This window comes from Pseudomonas sp. REP124 (genome assembly GCF_020164475.1).
GTDB lineage: Bacteria > Pseudomonadota > Gammaproteobacteria > Pseudomonadales > Pseudomonadaceae > Aquipseudomonas.
In genome coordinates, this window is the sequence record NZ_JAIQWX010000072.1 from 1 (window position 1) to 13,830 (window position 13,830).

Here is a 13,830-nt window from a genome sequence, read left to right on the forward strand (position 1 = left end):
GCTGAGCCTGTAGGAGCGAGGCTTGCCCGCGAATGCGTCCTCGAAGAAAACCGATTCTTACAGTTTTCACACCCTAAGCAGCCCCACTTCGCGCCTGTTGCTCCAGATGCACCTGCAGATCCGGATCGATGCCCAACGCCGCCGCCAGCTCATCCAGATAGTTGCGCTCGGCATCCGCCTGATCATTCACCAGCATGACGCTCGCGAGGTACATCTCGGCAGCCATGCCCGGATCGTTGGCCGATTGCGCGACCTCGGCCGCATCCAGCGGCTTGGCGACTTCATCGTCCAGCCACTGCTGCAATTGCGAGTCGTCGGTGTGACGGGCGATTTCGGCGTTGATCATCTGTTTTTCCGCGTCGTCGAAACGGCCATCGGCCTTGGCCGCGGCGATCAATGCCCGCAGGATCGCGTGGCTGTGTTCCTCGATTTCGGGACCTGCCAGCATGTCCACCGTGCGCATCGCCTGTTGTGGGGCCGGCTGTTGCTGTTGCGCGGACTGGCTGCGTTGCCAGGCCTGGTACGCCTGGAAGGCCATCATCCCCAGCGAAGCGAGCGCGGCATAGTTGGTGCCACCGCCGGAGCGCCCCTGACGCTGGCCGCCCATCGGTGAACCTCCGCCGAGCAGCCCGCCCAGCAATCCACCCAGCCCGCCCATGCCGCCAGCGCCAGCGCCAGCGCCCATGCCACCACCGCCACCCAGCAGGCCACCGAGCAATCCGCCCAGATCCCCGAGCCCGCCTTGTGCCCCGGCACCGCCTCGCTGCGACATCGCGCCCTGGCCGCCGCGCAGTAATTGTTCGAGCAGATCGCTGGTGTTCATGACGACGTCCTCTTCGGTGGGTGGATCCAATCAATCAACGATAGCTTTTCCCGCCGAATGTGCTACCACCGTCCGGCCGGACGCCCCGCACAGATTTATCCGCAGCCTTTTCCCCGGCGCAGCTAAGATTCATAGGTGGTGAACCTTATTCCCGGATACCCGGTCGATACCTGCAACCCGACCCGGTTTGCCGCCGCCTTTGTCCATCAAGGCGATGACTGGCTTGCTTCACTTTCTGGAGAACGCCCCCGTGATAACGACTCTACACATCGCCAGGCTCAAAGCGTGGGGAGCCCATGGTTTTACCGCCACCGGCGTGGTCACCGCCTTCCTCGCGACCCTCGCCCTGCTCGACAACCAGCCGACTACCTGCCTGCTGTGGCTGGGCGTGGCCCTGATCGTCGATGGCCTGGACGGCGCGCTGGCGCGAAAGGTCAATGTGCAGTCGGTGCTGCCGAGCTTCGACGGCTCGATCCTCGACCTGGTGATCGATTACCTGACGTATGTGTTCATTCCGGCGCTGTTCATCTATCGCTACGTGCCGCTGCCGGAGTACACGCTGCTGCTGACCGTGTCGCTGATCCTGGTGTCGTCGCTGTTCTGTTTCTGCAACGTCAACATGAAGAGCAAGGACAACTACTTCCAGGGCTTTCCCGCCGCGTGGAACGTGGTCGCCCTGTGCCTGTACATCATAGCGCCGTCGCCGTGGATCACCCTACTGACCGTGATCGGCCTGGCCCTGCTGACCCTGACCCGAATGAAGTTCCTGCACCCGTTCCGCGTGCGCCGCTTCATGCCGATCAACATTGCCGTGACGGCGATCTGGTTGCTGTGCAGCCTGTCGCTGGTGATCAACCATCCGGTGATCAACCCGCTGGTGATGGGACTCTGGCTGTTGATGTCGGCGTACTTTCTGGGGATCTGCTTCTGGCGCACGGCGCTGGAGTGGTTCGACGACTCGCGGCTTAAATGACATGCCGATTCATATCGTCCGTCTCGGCTCTACGAGAACACCCGACGAAGGCCTGCGCCTGGGCACGGTGCGCCGCCCGCCCCGTGGCGTGCCGAAAGCCGAGTTCGCCTCGAGGGATTTCTACGATGTATGGCAGCCGCTGCTGTCCCCCAGCGCGGAGCTGGTCCACGAGGCGCAGGGTGCTGAAGACGATAAGGCCTGGAACGGCTTCAAGCGCAAGTTCAAGGCCGAAATGAACCACCCCGCCCCCAGCCAGCTGCTGGACTTGCTGGCCGCCCTCTCCCATCACACCAGCCTGGCGGTGGGTTGTTATTGCGAGGAAGAAGCGCATTGTCACCGGTCGGTGCTGCGCGAACTACTGGAAGCGCGTGGGGCGAAAGTGATTTAGATCAATCACACACCATACATCTCATGTGGGAGCGGGCTTGCTCGCGAAGGCGGAGTGTCAGTCGATATCAATGTTGACTGATCCACCGCATTCGCGAGCAAGCCCGCTCCCACATTGGTTTTGTGCATTACAAGGGGCTGGTCTCAACGCCTTGTAATCACCACCTCCAGATACTCACTCGGCACCACCATCGACTTGTCTCCCGCCCGGTTCAGGCGGTTGAGCAGTTCGGTCATGTCCTGTTCCAGCGCCTTGGCGCCTTCCGGTGGCAGCGCCGCGAAGGCCTTGTGCACCGGGCCGTACCAGCTGCGGAAGGTGTCGATGAAATGCGCGGCATCGCGATAGCGGAAGGTGAACAGCTTGCGCGTTACCTGCACCACGAAATCCCGTTCGTCGAACTGCGAGTGCAGCCAGGCTTCAGTGCCCCACTGCGACGGCGGTTGCGCGCCGGGTGGCGGTGGCATGTGCTTGCCGAGGGTCTTGAACATCTGGCCGACGAAACCTTCAGGGGTCCAGTTGGCCATGCCGATCCGTCCGCCAGGCCGGCAGACCCGGGCCAGTTCCGCGGCAGCCTTGGGCTGGTCCGGGGTGAACATCACGCCGAAGGTCGACAGCACGGCGTCGAAACTGGCATCGGCAAATGGCAGCGCTTCGGCATCGGCCTCCTGGAAAGTGACGTTGAGGCGCTCGGCTTTCGCCCGTTCCTGGCCGCGTTCGAGCAGCGCGCCGACATAGTCGGTGGACGTCACCAGGCAGCCCCGGCGTGCGGCGGCCAGCGTGGCATTGCCGTTACCGGCGGCGACGTCGAGTACCTGCTCGTCGCACAGCAGGTCACAGGCCTCGGCCAGTTGCTCGCCGACGATCTGCAGGGTGGTCCCGATTACGGCGTAGTCGCCGCTGGCCCACGCGGCCATCTGACGGGTTTTCAAGGCATTGAGATCAATGGGTGTACTCATGAATTCCGCTCCGTTGCGGTTTGGAACGCCGCCTGGCTTATTCTGCCGTGGTCGGGTCGATGATGGACGTGATCTGGGACACGCGGTTGGCCGGGAAACCGCTCTGGCGGGCATGTTCCTGGATCTGGGCTTCGCTGGGGGCGATGTACACGCAGTACAACTTGTCACCGGTGACATAGCTTTGCAGCCACTGCACTTCAGGCAGTTCGCGCAAGGTCCGGCAGGACTTTTGCGCAGCGGCTTTCAGATCCCTTTCTGACAGTGTTCCAGCACCTGCAATATCGCGCTCAATGACGAACTTCGGCATGGCAACCTCTCATTTCTTGTTATTGATGACAGGATCGGTTGCGACCCTGTGGGCAAACTATCGCTCCGCTGTGCTCCCTGCGTCCTGCCCGATCGTCGGCGAGGACTGTCCGATCGTCCGGAGATTTCATGCTCGGCCCAGACAGGCTCACAATCAGGCTTCTCACCCACAGTCGCTATTCGGGAAATGACGATGGATGCCCTGTCACAGACCCTTCGTGTCGTTCGCCTGGCCGGCGCCATTTTCATTAATGCCCGGTTCACCGCGCCCTGGTGCTATCAATCGCCGAGAGCCGACACCGCCGCACCGTTTCTGGAGCCGAACGCCGAGCAGGTGGTGATCTTTCACCTGATCACCGAAGGCGAGTGCTACGTCGAACTGGGCGACGAACCGCCGCTGTTGCTGACGGCCGGCGACGTGGTGCTGTTTCCCCAGGGCGACGGCCATCGCATGACCTCCAAACCGGGCTTGCCCCCTGCCACCGGCGGACGCCTGGACAAGATCCTCGCGCGACGGCCACAGCAGTTGCGCTATGGCGGCGGTGGCGCGGTCACGCGGCTGGTGTGTGGCTACATGGCTTGCGATACGCGGCTGGCGGGGATGTTGCTAACCGGCTTGCCGTCGGTGGTGCGGGTCAATGTGCGCGGCTCCAACGCCGGTATGTGGCTGGAGTCGTCGGTGCGTTACGCCCTGGCCGAAGCCCGCTCACCCAGGCCCGGCGGCGAAGGCGTGCTGGCGAAACTGGCGGAAGTGCTGTTCATCGAAGTCCTGCGCCTGTACATGCACGAACACGGCAAGGGCCGCACCGGTTGGCTGGCGGGCGTGGGCGACCGGATCGTCGGCGCCGCCCTCAACGCCCTGCACGGCAAACCCTGCCACGCCTGGACCCTGGATGAACTGGCCCGCACCGCCGCCACCTCGCGCTCGGTGCTGGCCGAACGGTTCCAGCAACTGGTCGGGGTCTCGCCGATGCAATACCTGACGCAGTGGCGCATGCTGCTGGCGGCCAACCTGTTACGCAGCAGCAACAGTTCCCTGATCCGCATCGCCGAAGAAGTGGGTTACCAGACCGACACGGCCTTCAGCCGCGCATTCCGCCGCGAATACGGCGTACCGCCAGCGGCGTGGCGACGGACCCAGGCCGTTGCGATGCATTGAAACACCATCACCTGTAGGAGCGAGCTTGCTCGCGATGGATGTCAACGATAACGCGGAGTGTCTGGTTCCCCGCGGTGTCTGGCCTACCATCGCGAGCAAGCTCGCTCCTACAGTTGATCTCTCTAACCGAAGGAAGAAAGGAATCACCATGACCACTCGCCTGGATTGGCTAATCAATCACATGCACTACAGCGACACCTTCGCCAACTGGATCCACACGCAATTCCACTACGAATACGCCGAACAGCCCCTTGCCGCCTGGCAACAGGAATTTGCCGAAGGTCAGGACAATTGCGACTGGAAATGCCTGATCGCACTGGATCAGGACAGGTTGCTCGGAGGTGCGGCGCTGGCAAAAGCGGATCTGGCACATCGCCCAGATCTGGGGCCGTGGCTGGCCTGCGTGTTCATCACCCCCGAAGCGCGAGGCCAGGGCCTGGCGGAGCGTTTGATCGAAGGGGTATGCGCCGAGGCCAAGGGCAACGGTGTAAGCAGGATTTACCTGCACACTCAGGATCAGCACGAGTATTACGCCAAACGCGGGTGGAAGGCAGTGGAACAGTTTCAGGCCTGGGAAAAGCAACAATGGCTCATGGCGCGAGGCCTGTGAGCCATTGTTGCTGAGGCTTTACGCCGCTGGCGAGGCGGCCTTGGTGTCAGCCTTGGCCTCTTGCAGCAACTGCTGGATCATTTGTTCCTGATCGTCGTAGCGGCCTTCACCGAAGTGGGTGTAACGGACCTGACCCTTGGCGTCGATCAGGTAGTGCGCAGGCCAGTACTGGTTATCGAAGTTGCGCCAGATGCTGTAGTTGTTGTCGATCGCCACCGGGTAGGTGATGCCGTATTCCTTCACCTTGTCCTTGACGTTGTCGATGATGCGCTCGAAGCCGTATTCAGGGGTGTGCACGCCGATCACCACCAGACCGTCCTTCTCGTATTTCTTCGCCCAGTCCTTCACATACGGCAGGGTGTGCTTGCAGTTGATGCAGTCGAAGGTCCAGAAATCCACCAGCACCACTTTGCCCTTGAGCGATTCGTTGGTCAGGGCCGGCGAGTTGATCCACTCCACGGCGCCATTGAGCGATGGCATGGCCCCCATGGGCTCGGCCTTGGCCTTGCTCACGAAGTAGTCGACGACTTTCGGCACGGTTTCCAGTACGCCTTTTTCGACCTTGCCGAGACCTTCCGAGGAAGTGCCGGCCAGCAGCACGCTATCGGCACCGGTGGAGATCACCGCCGCACCGGCCAGCACCGCCACACCGGCACCGCGACGCAGCCAGCCGGTGACCGGGATCGACGGTTTCAGTCGATTGACCAGACCGCGACCGGCGAAGATCAGCACGCCCAGGGACAACGCGCTGCCCAGACCGTAGGCCACCAGCAACAGGCTGGTGCCGGCATTCGCGCCTTGCAGCATGGCGCCGGTGAGGATCACGCCGAGGATCGGCCCGGCGCATGGCGCCCAGAGCAGGCCGGTGGCGACGCCGATCAACAGCGAACCCACGGGGCCGGACACCTTGCGGCTGTTGGGGTCGATACGATTGCCCAGCGCCACGAACGGCCGCGCCAGCCAGTCGCCGACCCGCGCGGAGATCAGCGACAGGGCGAACAGCACCATTACGATCAGGGCCACGTGGCGACCGGCGTTACTGGCCTGAATCACCCACTCGCTGCTGACCACGGCCAGGCTGGAAACCAGGGCGAAGGTCAGGGCCATGCCACCGAGGGTGAGCAGGATCGACGAGCGCTTGCGGTCGGCACCGGCGAACAGGAACGGCACGACCGGCAAGATGCACGGGCTGAGGACGGTCAGAATGCCGCCCAGGAAAGCGATGAGGAACATGGGTTCACCTTTATAGATTTGGAGGGCGACACATCCCCCTGTAGGAGCCGAGCTTGCTCGCGATGGTGGTCAACGATGACGCGGGGCGTCAGGCTGACAGCGTTATCGTTGGCGTCCATCGCGAGCAAGCTCGGCTCCTACAGAGAGCAGGTTGGGCATTACGCGTTTTGCTCATCCAGCCACTTGCCCTGCGGCGTGCGGCTGGATCCGTTTTCGGCAACGAACTGGCCTTGCGGCGTGCGGTCGTAACCATCTTCGGCCAGGAAGCCGTTGACGCTTTGTTTCTCCACCGGCGTCAGTTGGAAGCAGGTGCTGCTGCCGCAGGCGTTCTGCTCGACGGCGGCGTTGGCGTGGGCTGCGGCGCCGGCGACGGTGAAGGCAATGGCGGTCAGGAATCGGCTGACGTTGATCATGGTTGTGTTCCTCGCTTGAGATGGGATGGCTAATCGCAGCACTCAGTTTTCCGAGGCGCAGTTGTCGGAAATCTTGCTGTAGTCCAGGACCTGGGTCTTGTTGTGCGAATCCAGGTAAGTCAGCTGCGCATTGACCACGCCACAGGAAGGCGCATCAGCTTCCTTGAGCGACACCACTTTCCTGATGTCCAGTTGGGTGCCGTAGGTGTAGGTCTTCTCGCTCACATCGGCTTCGGCGCGGGCCGACAGGGTGCAGATGTTCAGGGCGGCAAACAGGCAGGCGGCGTAGATGGCTTTGGTGTTCATGGCGTCGTCCTCAAGGTTTCAATAGGTCAATCGTTCTTTGGGCAGAGGCGGTTGGGCTTGCCTCGATGGAACCTATTTAAAACTCGCGAGGTATCGCGCATGTGTCGGGAAACTGCCTGTGTAAATCGGTACGTATCAGAACCGGCTCGGGATACAGAGCGATACAAACCGGCGCAAAATCCGCGTTTTTTTGTCCATGTGTATCCTCCGACAAGCCAGATACACTGCAATACAAACGCCGGCAGGCGTGGTCGCAAAGGCTCGATAGACTGTGCGCCATCCCCCACTTTCAGAGGCAGTCCCATGGAACACGTTGATCACATTCTCATCGTCGACGATGACCGCGAGATCCGCGAACTGGTGGGCAACTATCTGAAGAAGAACGGCCTGCGTACCACGGTGGTGGCGGACGGTCGGCAGATGCGCACCTTCCTCGAATCCACGCCGGTGGACCTGATCGTGATGGACATCATGATGCCGGGGGACGACGGCCTGATGCTCTGCCGCGAATTGCGCTCGGGCAAACACAAGGCCACTCCGATCCTGATGCTCACTGCCCGAAACGATGAAACCGACCGCATCATCGGCCTGGAAATGGGCGCCGACGATTACCTGGTCAAACCCTTCGCCGCCCGCGAACTGCTGGCCCGCATCAACGCCGTGCTGCGCCGCACGCGGATGCTGCCACCGAACCTGGTGGTGACCGAAACCAGCCGCCTGCTGGCCTTCGGGCGCTGGAAGCTGGACACCTCGGCCAGGCACCTGCTCGACAGCGACGGCACCATGGTTGCGCTCAGCGGCGCGGAATATCGGCTGTTGCGGGTATTCCTCGACCATCCGCAACGGGTGCTCAACCGCGATCAATTGCTCAACCTGACCCAGGGCCGCGACGCCGATCTGTTCGATCGTTCCATCGACCTGCTGGTCAGCCGCCTGCGCCAGCGCCTGCTGGACGATGCCCGCGAACCGGCCTATATCAAGACCGTGCGCAGCGAAGGTTATGTATTCTCCCTGCCGGTAGAAATCGTCGGAGCACCTGAATGAACTTTTCGCTGCGCTGGCCGCGCACCCTGGCCTCACGCCTGTCGCTGATTTTCCTGATCTGCCTGATCCTCGCCCAGGCGCTGTCCTTCGGTGCGCAGTATTACGAGCGCTACGAAAACGCCAAGAACACCATGCTCGGCAACCTGGAAACCGACGTCTCGACTTCCATCGCCATCCTCGACCGACTGCCAGCCGAGGAACGCCCGAACTGGCTGCGTCAGCTGCAACGCAACAACTACGGTTATCTGTTGAGTGCCGGCGAAAGCGGTACGCCGATGAACATGGAGATGCCCGATGCGCCCATCGCCATGGCCTCGATCATGGACGCCGTGGGCAAGGAGCATGCGCTGACCTTCACCAATATTCCTGGCTCGCGAAAACACTTCCAGGTGCATCTGAAGCTTTCTGACGGCAGCCCGCTGACCATCGACGTGTATCCGGCGATGATGCCGTTATCGCCGTGGTTGCCCATGGTCCTGCTCGGGCAACTGGCGCTGATGATCGCCTGCACCTGGCTGGCCGTATTGATTGCCGTCCGCCCACTGACCCGTCTGGTCAAGGCCGTTGATACCCTCGACCCCAACGCCCATCCGATACAGCTGGACGAAAAAGGCCCTACCGAGGTGGCTCATGCGGCCAGGGCGTTCAATGCCATGCAGGCACGCATCGCGTCTTATCTGAAGGAGCGCATGCAATTGCTGGCCGCCATTTCCCACGACCTGCAAACACCGATCACCCGGATGAAACTGCGCGCCGAATTCATGGACGACTGCCTGGAGAAAGACAAACTCTGGGCCGACCTGAGCGAGATCGAGCACCTGGTACGCGAAGGCGTCGCGTATGCCCGCAGCGTGCATGGCGCCACCGAAGAAAGTCGTCGCACCGATCTGGATTCGTTCCTCGACAGTCTGGTATTCGATTATCAGGACATGGGCAAGGAAGTTCAGTTGAGCGGCAAGAGCACCACCGTCCTCGACACCCGTCCCCACGCCTTGCGCCGGGTGCTGGTGAACCTCACGGACAACGCCCTGAAATTCGCCGGTGCGGCGGAGTTGCTGGTGGAGAAGAAGAATGACGGCAGCGTGTCGGTGAAAGTCATGGACCGCGGCCCCGGCATCGCCGAAGAGGAACTGGCCCAAGTGATGCAGCCGTTCTACCGCGTGGAAAGCTCACGCAACCGCGACACCGGCGGCACTGGCCTGGGTCTGGCGATTGCGCAGCAACTGGCGCTGGCTATCGGCGGATCGCTGACCCTGAGCAATCGCCAAGGCGGCGGCCTGTGCGCCGAACTCAAACTCCGCTGACGCCCCCCACCACTGTAGGAGCGAGCTAGCTCGCGATGGACGTCAACGATGACGCTGGCGTCCTGACACCCCGCGGTGTCTGGTCCTCCATCGCGAGCAAGCTCGGCTCCTACACGGGCCTTGCGGTGTACGCCGACCAACTGTAGGAGCGAGCACGCTCGCGATGGTCGTCAACGATGACACTGGCATCCTGACACCCCGCGGTGTCTGGTCCTCCATCGCGAGCGTGCTCGCTCCTACAGGGCTCCTGCACGGCTTCTGCAAATGCGTGCAGCATCCCCGGAAATCGCGCAGGTGAAAAACCGCTAATTGCATATACGCTTAGTAAAACCCAGCGACCGGGATACTGAGTGATGGATGACAACAGAAGACCAATCAAAGCGCGCTCCACAGGGTGGGCCAGGCGCATCACTGACCTCTTGGTCAAACGCAACATTTCCCCCAACCAGATCTCCGTTGCCAGCATCTTCTTTGCCCTCGTCGGAGCAATTGCACTGGTCATCAGCAGCGGTGTCGCCGGCTCGATCTGCTGCGCCATCGCCATTCAATTGCGCCTGCTGTGCAATCTGTTCGACGGCATGGTCGCGGTCGAGGGCGGCAAGCAGTCGGCCATCGGCAGCCTGTACAACGAATTCCCCGACCGCATCGCCGACAGCCTGCTGATCGTCGGCCTCGGCTATGCGCTGTACCAACCGGAGCTGGGCTGGTTCGCCGCCCTTGCCGCCGCGCTCACCGCCTATGTCCGGGTGTTCGGCGGCTCTATCGGCCTGAAGCAGAACTTCATGGGACCGATGGCCAAGCAGCACCGGATGGCGGTGATGACGGTTGGCCTGCTGCTCAATGCCGTCGAGGTTTATCTGCGCGGCAGCCACTATGCGCTGTTGCTGACCCTGGTCGTGATCGCCATCGGCGCCGCCATCACCTGCTTCACCCGCACCATGGCCATCTCCAGAGAATTGCAGGAGGTCAGCCATGTGGATCAGTAATGCCCTGATCGCGGTGCTGCGCTTTTTGATCGGCGTCACCGCCCGTTGGGAAAGTCCACCGGACCTCACGCGCCAGCGCATCTATTTCGCCAACCACACCAGCCACATGGACACCCTGGCAATCATCGCCGCCCTGCCCCCGGAGGCCCGGGTGAATGTGAAGCCGGTGGCCGCCGCCGACTACTGGGGCAAGAACCGCTTCCTTTCCTACATCTCGCAGCAAGGCCTGAACGCGGTGCTGATCGAACGCAACCCGGCGCCCGGCACCAACGTGCTGGAGCCGATTTTCGATGTGGTGCGCGACGGCCATTCGATCATCATCTTTCCCGAAGGCACGCGCTCCAGCCAGGCGCTGCCGGGGGAATTCAAGTCCGGGCTGTTCCGCCTCGCCGAAACCTTCCCCGATGTCGACCTGGTGCCCATCTACCTGGAAAACCTGCATCGCTCCATGCCCAAGGGCAAACACGTGCCGCTGCCGATCATCTGCACGATCCGCATCGGCAACCCGCTGCCACGGGTCGCGGGCGAGGACAAACAGGTGTTCCTGGAACGGGCGCGTGACGCCATCGTGAGGCTGTCGAAATGAGTCTTGAACAGAAATTCCTCTGGTTCTTTGCCGCCATCGCCTGCCTGCTGGCCGTCGCTTCGATCATTGGGCGGATTCTGGCCAAGCGGGCGACCAGCGAAAGCTCGATCTCCACCATCGAAAACCTCAACCAGCGGGTGAATGCCTGGTGGGGCATGGTGATCATCTTTTTCGTGTCCTGGCTGCTGGGGCCAAATGCGACGGTGATCCTGTTTGCCTTCATTTCCCTGTTCGCCCTGCGAGAATTCATCACCCTGACCCCGACCACGCTGGGCGATCACAACGCGCTGTTCTCCGCATTCTTCATCCTGATCCCGCTGCAATACCTGCTGATCGGCACCCACTGGTATTCGATGTTCACCCTGCTGATTCCGGTGTATGCCTTCCTGCTGCTGCCGGCGATTGCGGTGTTGAGCCAGGACACCGACGCCTTCCTGGAACGCACGGCGAAGATCCAGTGGGGCGTGATGATCTGCGTCTACTGCATCAGCCACGCGCCGGCGCTGTTGTTGCTGGATCTGCGAGGGTTCAGCGGGCAGAACGCATTGCTGCTGTTCTACCTGGTGTTCGTGGTGCAAATGAGCGATGTCCTGCAGTACGTCTTCGGCAAACTGTTCGGCAAACGCAAGGTCGCGCCTCTGGTCAGCCCCTCGAAAACCGTGGAAGGCCTGGTGGGCGGCGGGCTGTCCGCGACGCTGATCGGCGGCTGCATGTATTGGATGACGCCGTTCAATTTCTGGCAGTCGCTGTTGCTGTCGCTGGTGATCGTGGTGATGGGGTTTCTGGGCGGGCTGGTGATGTCGGCGATCAAGCGCAGCCTCAGTGCCAAGGACTGGGGGACGATGATCAAGGGGCATGGCGGGATGCTGGATCGGATGGATTCGATCTGCTTTGCGGCGCCGATCTTCTTTCACATGACGCGGTATTTCTTTTCTGCCTGACAGCCGCAACAACACCGGTAACTGTGGGAGCGAGCCTGCTCGCGATAGCGGCCTGGCAGTCACCCTTGTATTGACTGTTGCGCCGCCATCGCGAGCAGGCTCGCTCCCACAAGGAATGGGGGATGGCTGGTTATTTTGCTACACCAATCACCCCCTCCCCCTGCAACTGCCGCAACAAAGCCGCACCATTTTCCATGAACTCCGCCGACCCGGCACTCCCCGCCTCCTCTGCCAACCCTTGCAACTGCCCCTGCCCGCTAACCCCGGGATACTCCTCGATGCGCTGCAACAGCCGCCACGCCAGCGGCGTCAGGGCGGAGAACTTCACGCTCCAGTCTTCAGCCCGGCGTACCAGCAGCAAGGTCGGCTGGTCCGGCGCCTCGTCCGGCTGATAATCCGGTCCCACCAACTGCACCGGCCAGGTGTACGCCAGGGGCCAGGCAAGGGGCGATATCTGCAACGGGTGATCGAGCAACGCATCACTATCACCGGGCGCCAAAGGCTCGGCTTCGGACTGCTGCAACGCCATTTCCACCCATTCGTAGTGCGCCAGTTCGACCATGAACGGCGGCCACGAACCCTCGGTCAGCGCTTGCGGTTCCGAGGCGAGAAACTCGACGAACTCCTCGGCGATTTCACCGAATTTCGGTGTGTGGGCGCGGTAGTCCCGCAGGAAGATCCGCACCAGCGTCCGCCAGCGTTTGTCGCCCAGAATCTGTACCAGCACCGGGAAGGTGCCGCTGATCAGGGTCGACAGGTTGGCAAAGACCAGGTCGCGATAGACCTGGGCGCGTTTGGGGTCCATTTCCGGCGGTGGCGCGCAATGCTCGGGATCGCGCAGGTACAGGCCCATGTTGCTCTGTTGCTCATGCAGCGAACGGTTTGCCACGGTTCACCTCCCGGGTCTGAAGGCGGCGAATGGTCTGCAACTCGGCGACCAGTTCGGAAAACACCGGGAAGTTGAAATCCCGCTCCAGCAGGGTCGGTTGCGCGCCGAACCGGGCGTAGGCTTCGCTCAGCAGCGACCACACCGCCGGCTTCACCGATGCGCCATGGGTGTCGATTTTCAGGGTGTCGGACTCATCGAAGTGCCCGGCGATGTGCATGGCCACCACCCGGGCCGCATCGATACCGGCCAGGAAAGTGCGCGGATCGAAGCCATGGTTGATCGAGTTGACGTAGACGTTGTTGACGTCCAGCAACAGGTCGCAATCGGCTTCGCGCAGCACGGCGTTGGTGAAGGTCACCTCGTCCATGTCCTGCTGCGGCGCGGCGTAGTAGGAGACGTTTTCCACCGCCAGGCGCCGGCCCAGAATGTCCTGGGCTTGGCGGATCCGCGCGGCGACGTGATGCACCGCCTCTTCGGTAAAGGGCAACGGCAACAGGTCGTAGAGATGACCGTCATCGCTGCAGTAGCTCAGGTGTTCGCTGTACAGCGGCACCTTGTAGTGATCGAGGAAAACCCGCACTTCCTGCAGGAACCCGACATCCAGCGGCGACGGTCCACCGAGGGACAACGAAAGGCCGTGGCAGGACAACGGATAGCGCTCGGCAAGCGAACGCAAGGCCGCACCATGGGCGCCACCGATGCCGATCCAGTTCTCCGGCGCGACTTCCAGGAAATCGAAATGGCCGACCGGGGCGGCCTGGAGGTCTTTCATTAAACCGCGACGCAAGCCGAGCCCGGCGCTGGCCTTGGCTGATGTGATGGGGGTCTGCATGGTGTCGATCTCTCGGGTGGTCAGTACACGAACACAGTTAATCGCGCTGATGTATCGAGGCTGTGTGGCGGGCTGACGGAA

Annotated in this window: 17 protein-coding genes; 9 read left to right on the forward strand and 8 right to left on the reverse strand. The window is 62.0% G+C overall.

Features of this window, described 5'->3' with window-relative positions:
* Window positions 1-73: 73 nt before the first annotated feature.
* Window positions 74-823, reverse strand: coding sequence for a tellurite resistance TerB family protein (locus K9857_RS17860; RefSeq protein WP_224537918.1), 750 nt, complete (start codon window positions 821-823; stop codon window positions 74-76).
* A gap of 250 nt (window positions 824-1,073) precedes the next feature.
* Here K9857_RS17860 and pcsA point away from each other — a divergent pair, with 250 nt between their 5' ends.
* Both pcsA and K9857_RS17870 read left to right on the forward strand, forming a co-directional pair.
* On the forward strand, window positions 1,074-1,796 hold the full coding sequence (gene pcsA, locus K9857_RS17865) for a phosphatidylcholine synthase (protein ID WP_224537919.1): 723 nt from the start codon (window positions 1,074-1,076) through the stop codon (window positions 1,794-1,796).
* A gap of 1 nt (window position 1,797) precedes the next feature.
* Window positions 1,798-2,184 carry a DUF488 domain-containing protein gene (locus tag K9857_RS17870; protein WP_224537920.1) on the forward strand — a complete coding sequence of 129 codons (387 nt, stop codon included), beginning with the start codon at window positions 1,798-1,800 and terminating at the stop codon, window positions 2,182-2,184.
* 143 nt (window positions 2,185-2,327) lie between these two features.
* On the opposite strand, the gene K9857_RS17875 is transcribed toward K9857_RS17870, so the two are convergent.
* Together K9857_RS17875 and K9857_RS17880 are read right to left on the reverse strand one after the other, a co-directional pair.
* Window positions 2,328-3,140 (reverse strand): class I SAM-dependent methyltransferase, encoded by an 813-nt coding sequence (locus K9857_RS17875; RefSeq protein WP_224537921.1) that lies wholly within the window; start codon window positions 3,138-3,140, stop codon window positions 2,328-2,330.
* Window positions 3,141-3,177: 37 nt separating this feature from the next.
* Complete coding sequence (locus tag K9857_RS17880; protein WP_224537922.1) at window positions 3,178-3,447, reverse strand: DUF4242 domain-containing protein; 270 nt, start codon at window positions 3,445-3,447, stop codon at window positions 3,178-3,180.
* Window positions 3,448-3,639: 192 nt separating this feature from the next.
* On the opposite strand from K9857_RS17880, the gene K9857_RS17885 reads away from it, so the two are divergent.
* Entirely contained in the window at window positions 3,640-4,605 is a 966-nt protein-coding gene (locus K9857_RS17885) for an AraC family transcriptional regulator (protein WP_224537923.1), read from the forward strand.
* A gap of 148 nt (window positions 4,606-4,753) precedes the next feature.
* Window positions 4,754-5,215: a GNAT family N-acetyltransferase gene (locus tag K9857_RS17890; protein WP_224537924.1), complete on the forward strand. Its 462-nt coding sequence runs from the start codon at window positions 4,754-4,756 to the stop codon at window positions 5,213-5,215.
* An 18-nt stretch (window positions 5,216-5,233) separates the two neighbouring features.
* On the opposite strand, the gene K9857_RS17895 is transcribed toward K9857_RS17890, so the two are convergent.
* The 3 genes from K9857_RS17895 to K9857_RS17905 all read right to left on the reverse strand — a co-directional run bounded on the left by K9857_RS17895 (window position 5,234) and on the right by K9857_RS17905 (window position 7,167).
* Window positions 5,234-6,448 (reverse strand): cytochrome c biogenesis protein DipZ, encoded by a 1,215-nt coding sequence (locus tag K9857_RS17895; RefSeq protein WP_224537925.1) that lies wholly within the window; start codon window positions 6,446-6,448, stop codon window positions 5,234-5,236.
* Between the two features lie 158 nt (window positions 6,449-6,606).
* On the reverse strand, window positions 6,607-6,861 hold the full coding sequence (locus K9857_RS17900; RefSeq protein WP_224537926.1) for a hypothetical protein: 255 nt from the start codon (window positions 6,859-6,861) through the stop codon (window positions 6,607-6,609).
* A gap of 42 nt (window positions 6,862-6,903) precedes the next feature.
* Entirely contained in the window at window positions 6,904-7,167 is a 264-nt protein-coding gene (locus tag K9857_RS17905) for a DUF2790 domain-containing protein (protein ID WP_224537927.1), read from the reverse strand.
* A 303-nt stretch (window positions 7,168-7,470) separates the two neighbouring features.
* Here K9857_RS17905 and K9857_RS17910 point away from each other — a divergent pair, with 303 nt between their 5' ends.
* From K9857_RS17910 to K9857_RS17930, 5 genes are all read left to right on the forward strand, one after another.
* Window positions 7,471-8,211 carry a response regulator gene (locus K9857_RS17910; protein ID WP_224537928.1) on the forward strand — a complete coding sequence of 247 codons (741 nt, stop codon included), beginning with the start codon at window positions 7,471-7,473 and terminating at the stop codon, window positions 8,209-8,211.
* Window positions 8,208-9,515, forward strand: coding sequence for an ATP-binding protein (locus K9857_RS17915; protein WP_224537929.1), 1,308 nt, complete (start codon window positions 8,208-8,210; stop codon window positions 9,513-9,515). The genes K9857_RS17910 and K9857_RS17915 overlap by 4 nt, the downstream gene beginning before the upstream one ends.
* Before the next feature lie 353 nt (window positions 9,516-9,868).
* Entirely contained in the window at window positions 9,869-10,501 is a 633-nt protein-coding gene (locus K9857_RS17920; protein WP_224537930.1) for a CDP-alcohol phosphatidyltransferase family protein, read from the forward strand.
* A complete protein-coding gene (locus tag K9857_RS17925) occupies window positions 10,488-11,087 on the forward strand; it encodes a lysophospholipid acyltransferase family protein (protein ID WP_224537931.1) in 600 nt (199 codons plus the stop codon). Before K9857_RS17920 ends, K9857_RS17925 begins: the two co-directional genes overlap by 14 nt.
* The gene (locus K9857_RS17930; RefSeq protein ID WP_224537932.1) at window positions 11,084-12,028 is read left to right on the forward strand and encodes a phosphatidate cytidylyltransferase; all 945 of its coding nucleotides are present in this window, start codon (window positions 11,084-11,086) and stop codon (window positions 12,026-12,028) included. Before K9857_RS17925 ends, K9857_RS17930 begins: the two co-directional genes overlap by 4 nt.
* Window positions 12,029-12,158: 130 nt before the next feature.
* On the opposite strand, the gene K9857_RS17935 is transcribed toward K9857_RS17930, so the two are convergent.
* A complete protein-coding gene (locus K9857_RS17935; protein ID WP_224537933.1) occupies window positions 12,159-12,917 on the reverse strand; it encodes a DUF2063 domain-containing protein in 759 nt (252 codons plus the stop codon).
* Window positions 12,895-13,749, reverse strand: a complete 855-nt coding sequence (locus K9857_RS17940; RefSeq protein ID WP_224537934.1) for a DUF692 domain-containing protein — start codon at window positions 13,747-13,749, stop codon at window positions 12,895-12,897. Before K9857_RS17940 ends, K9857_RS17935 begins: the two co-directional genes overlap by 23 nt.
* Window positions 13,750-13,830: the final 81 nt, after the last annotated feature.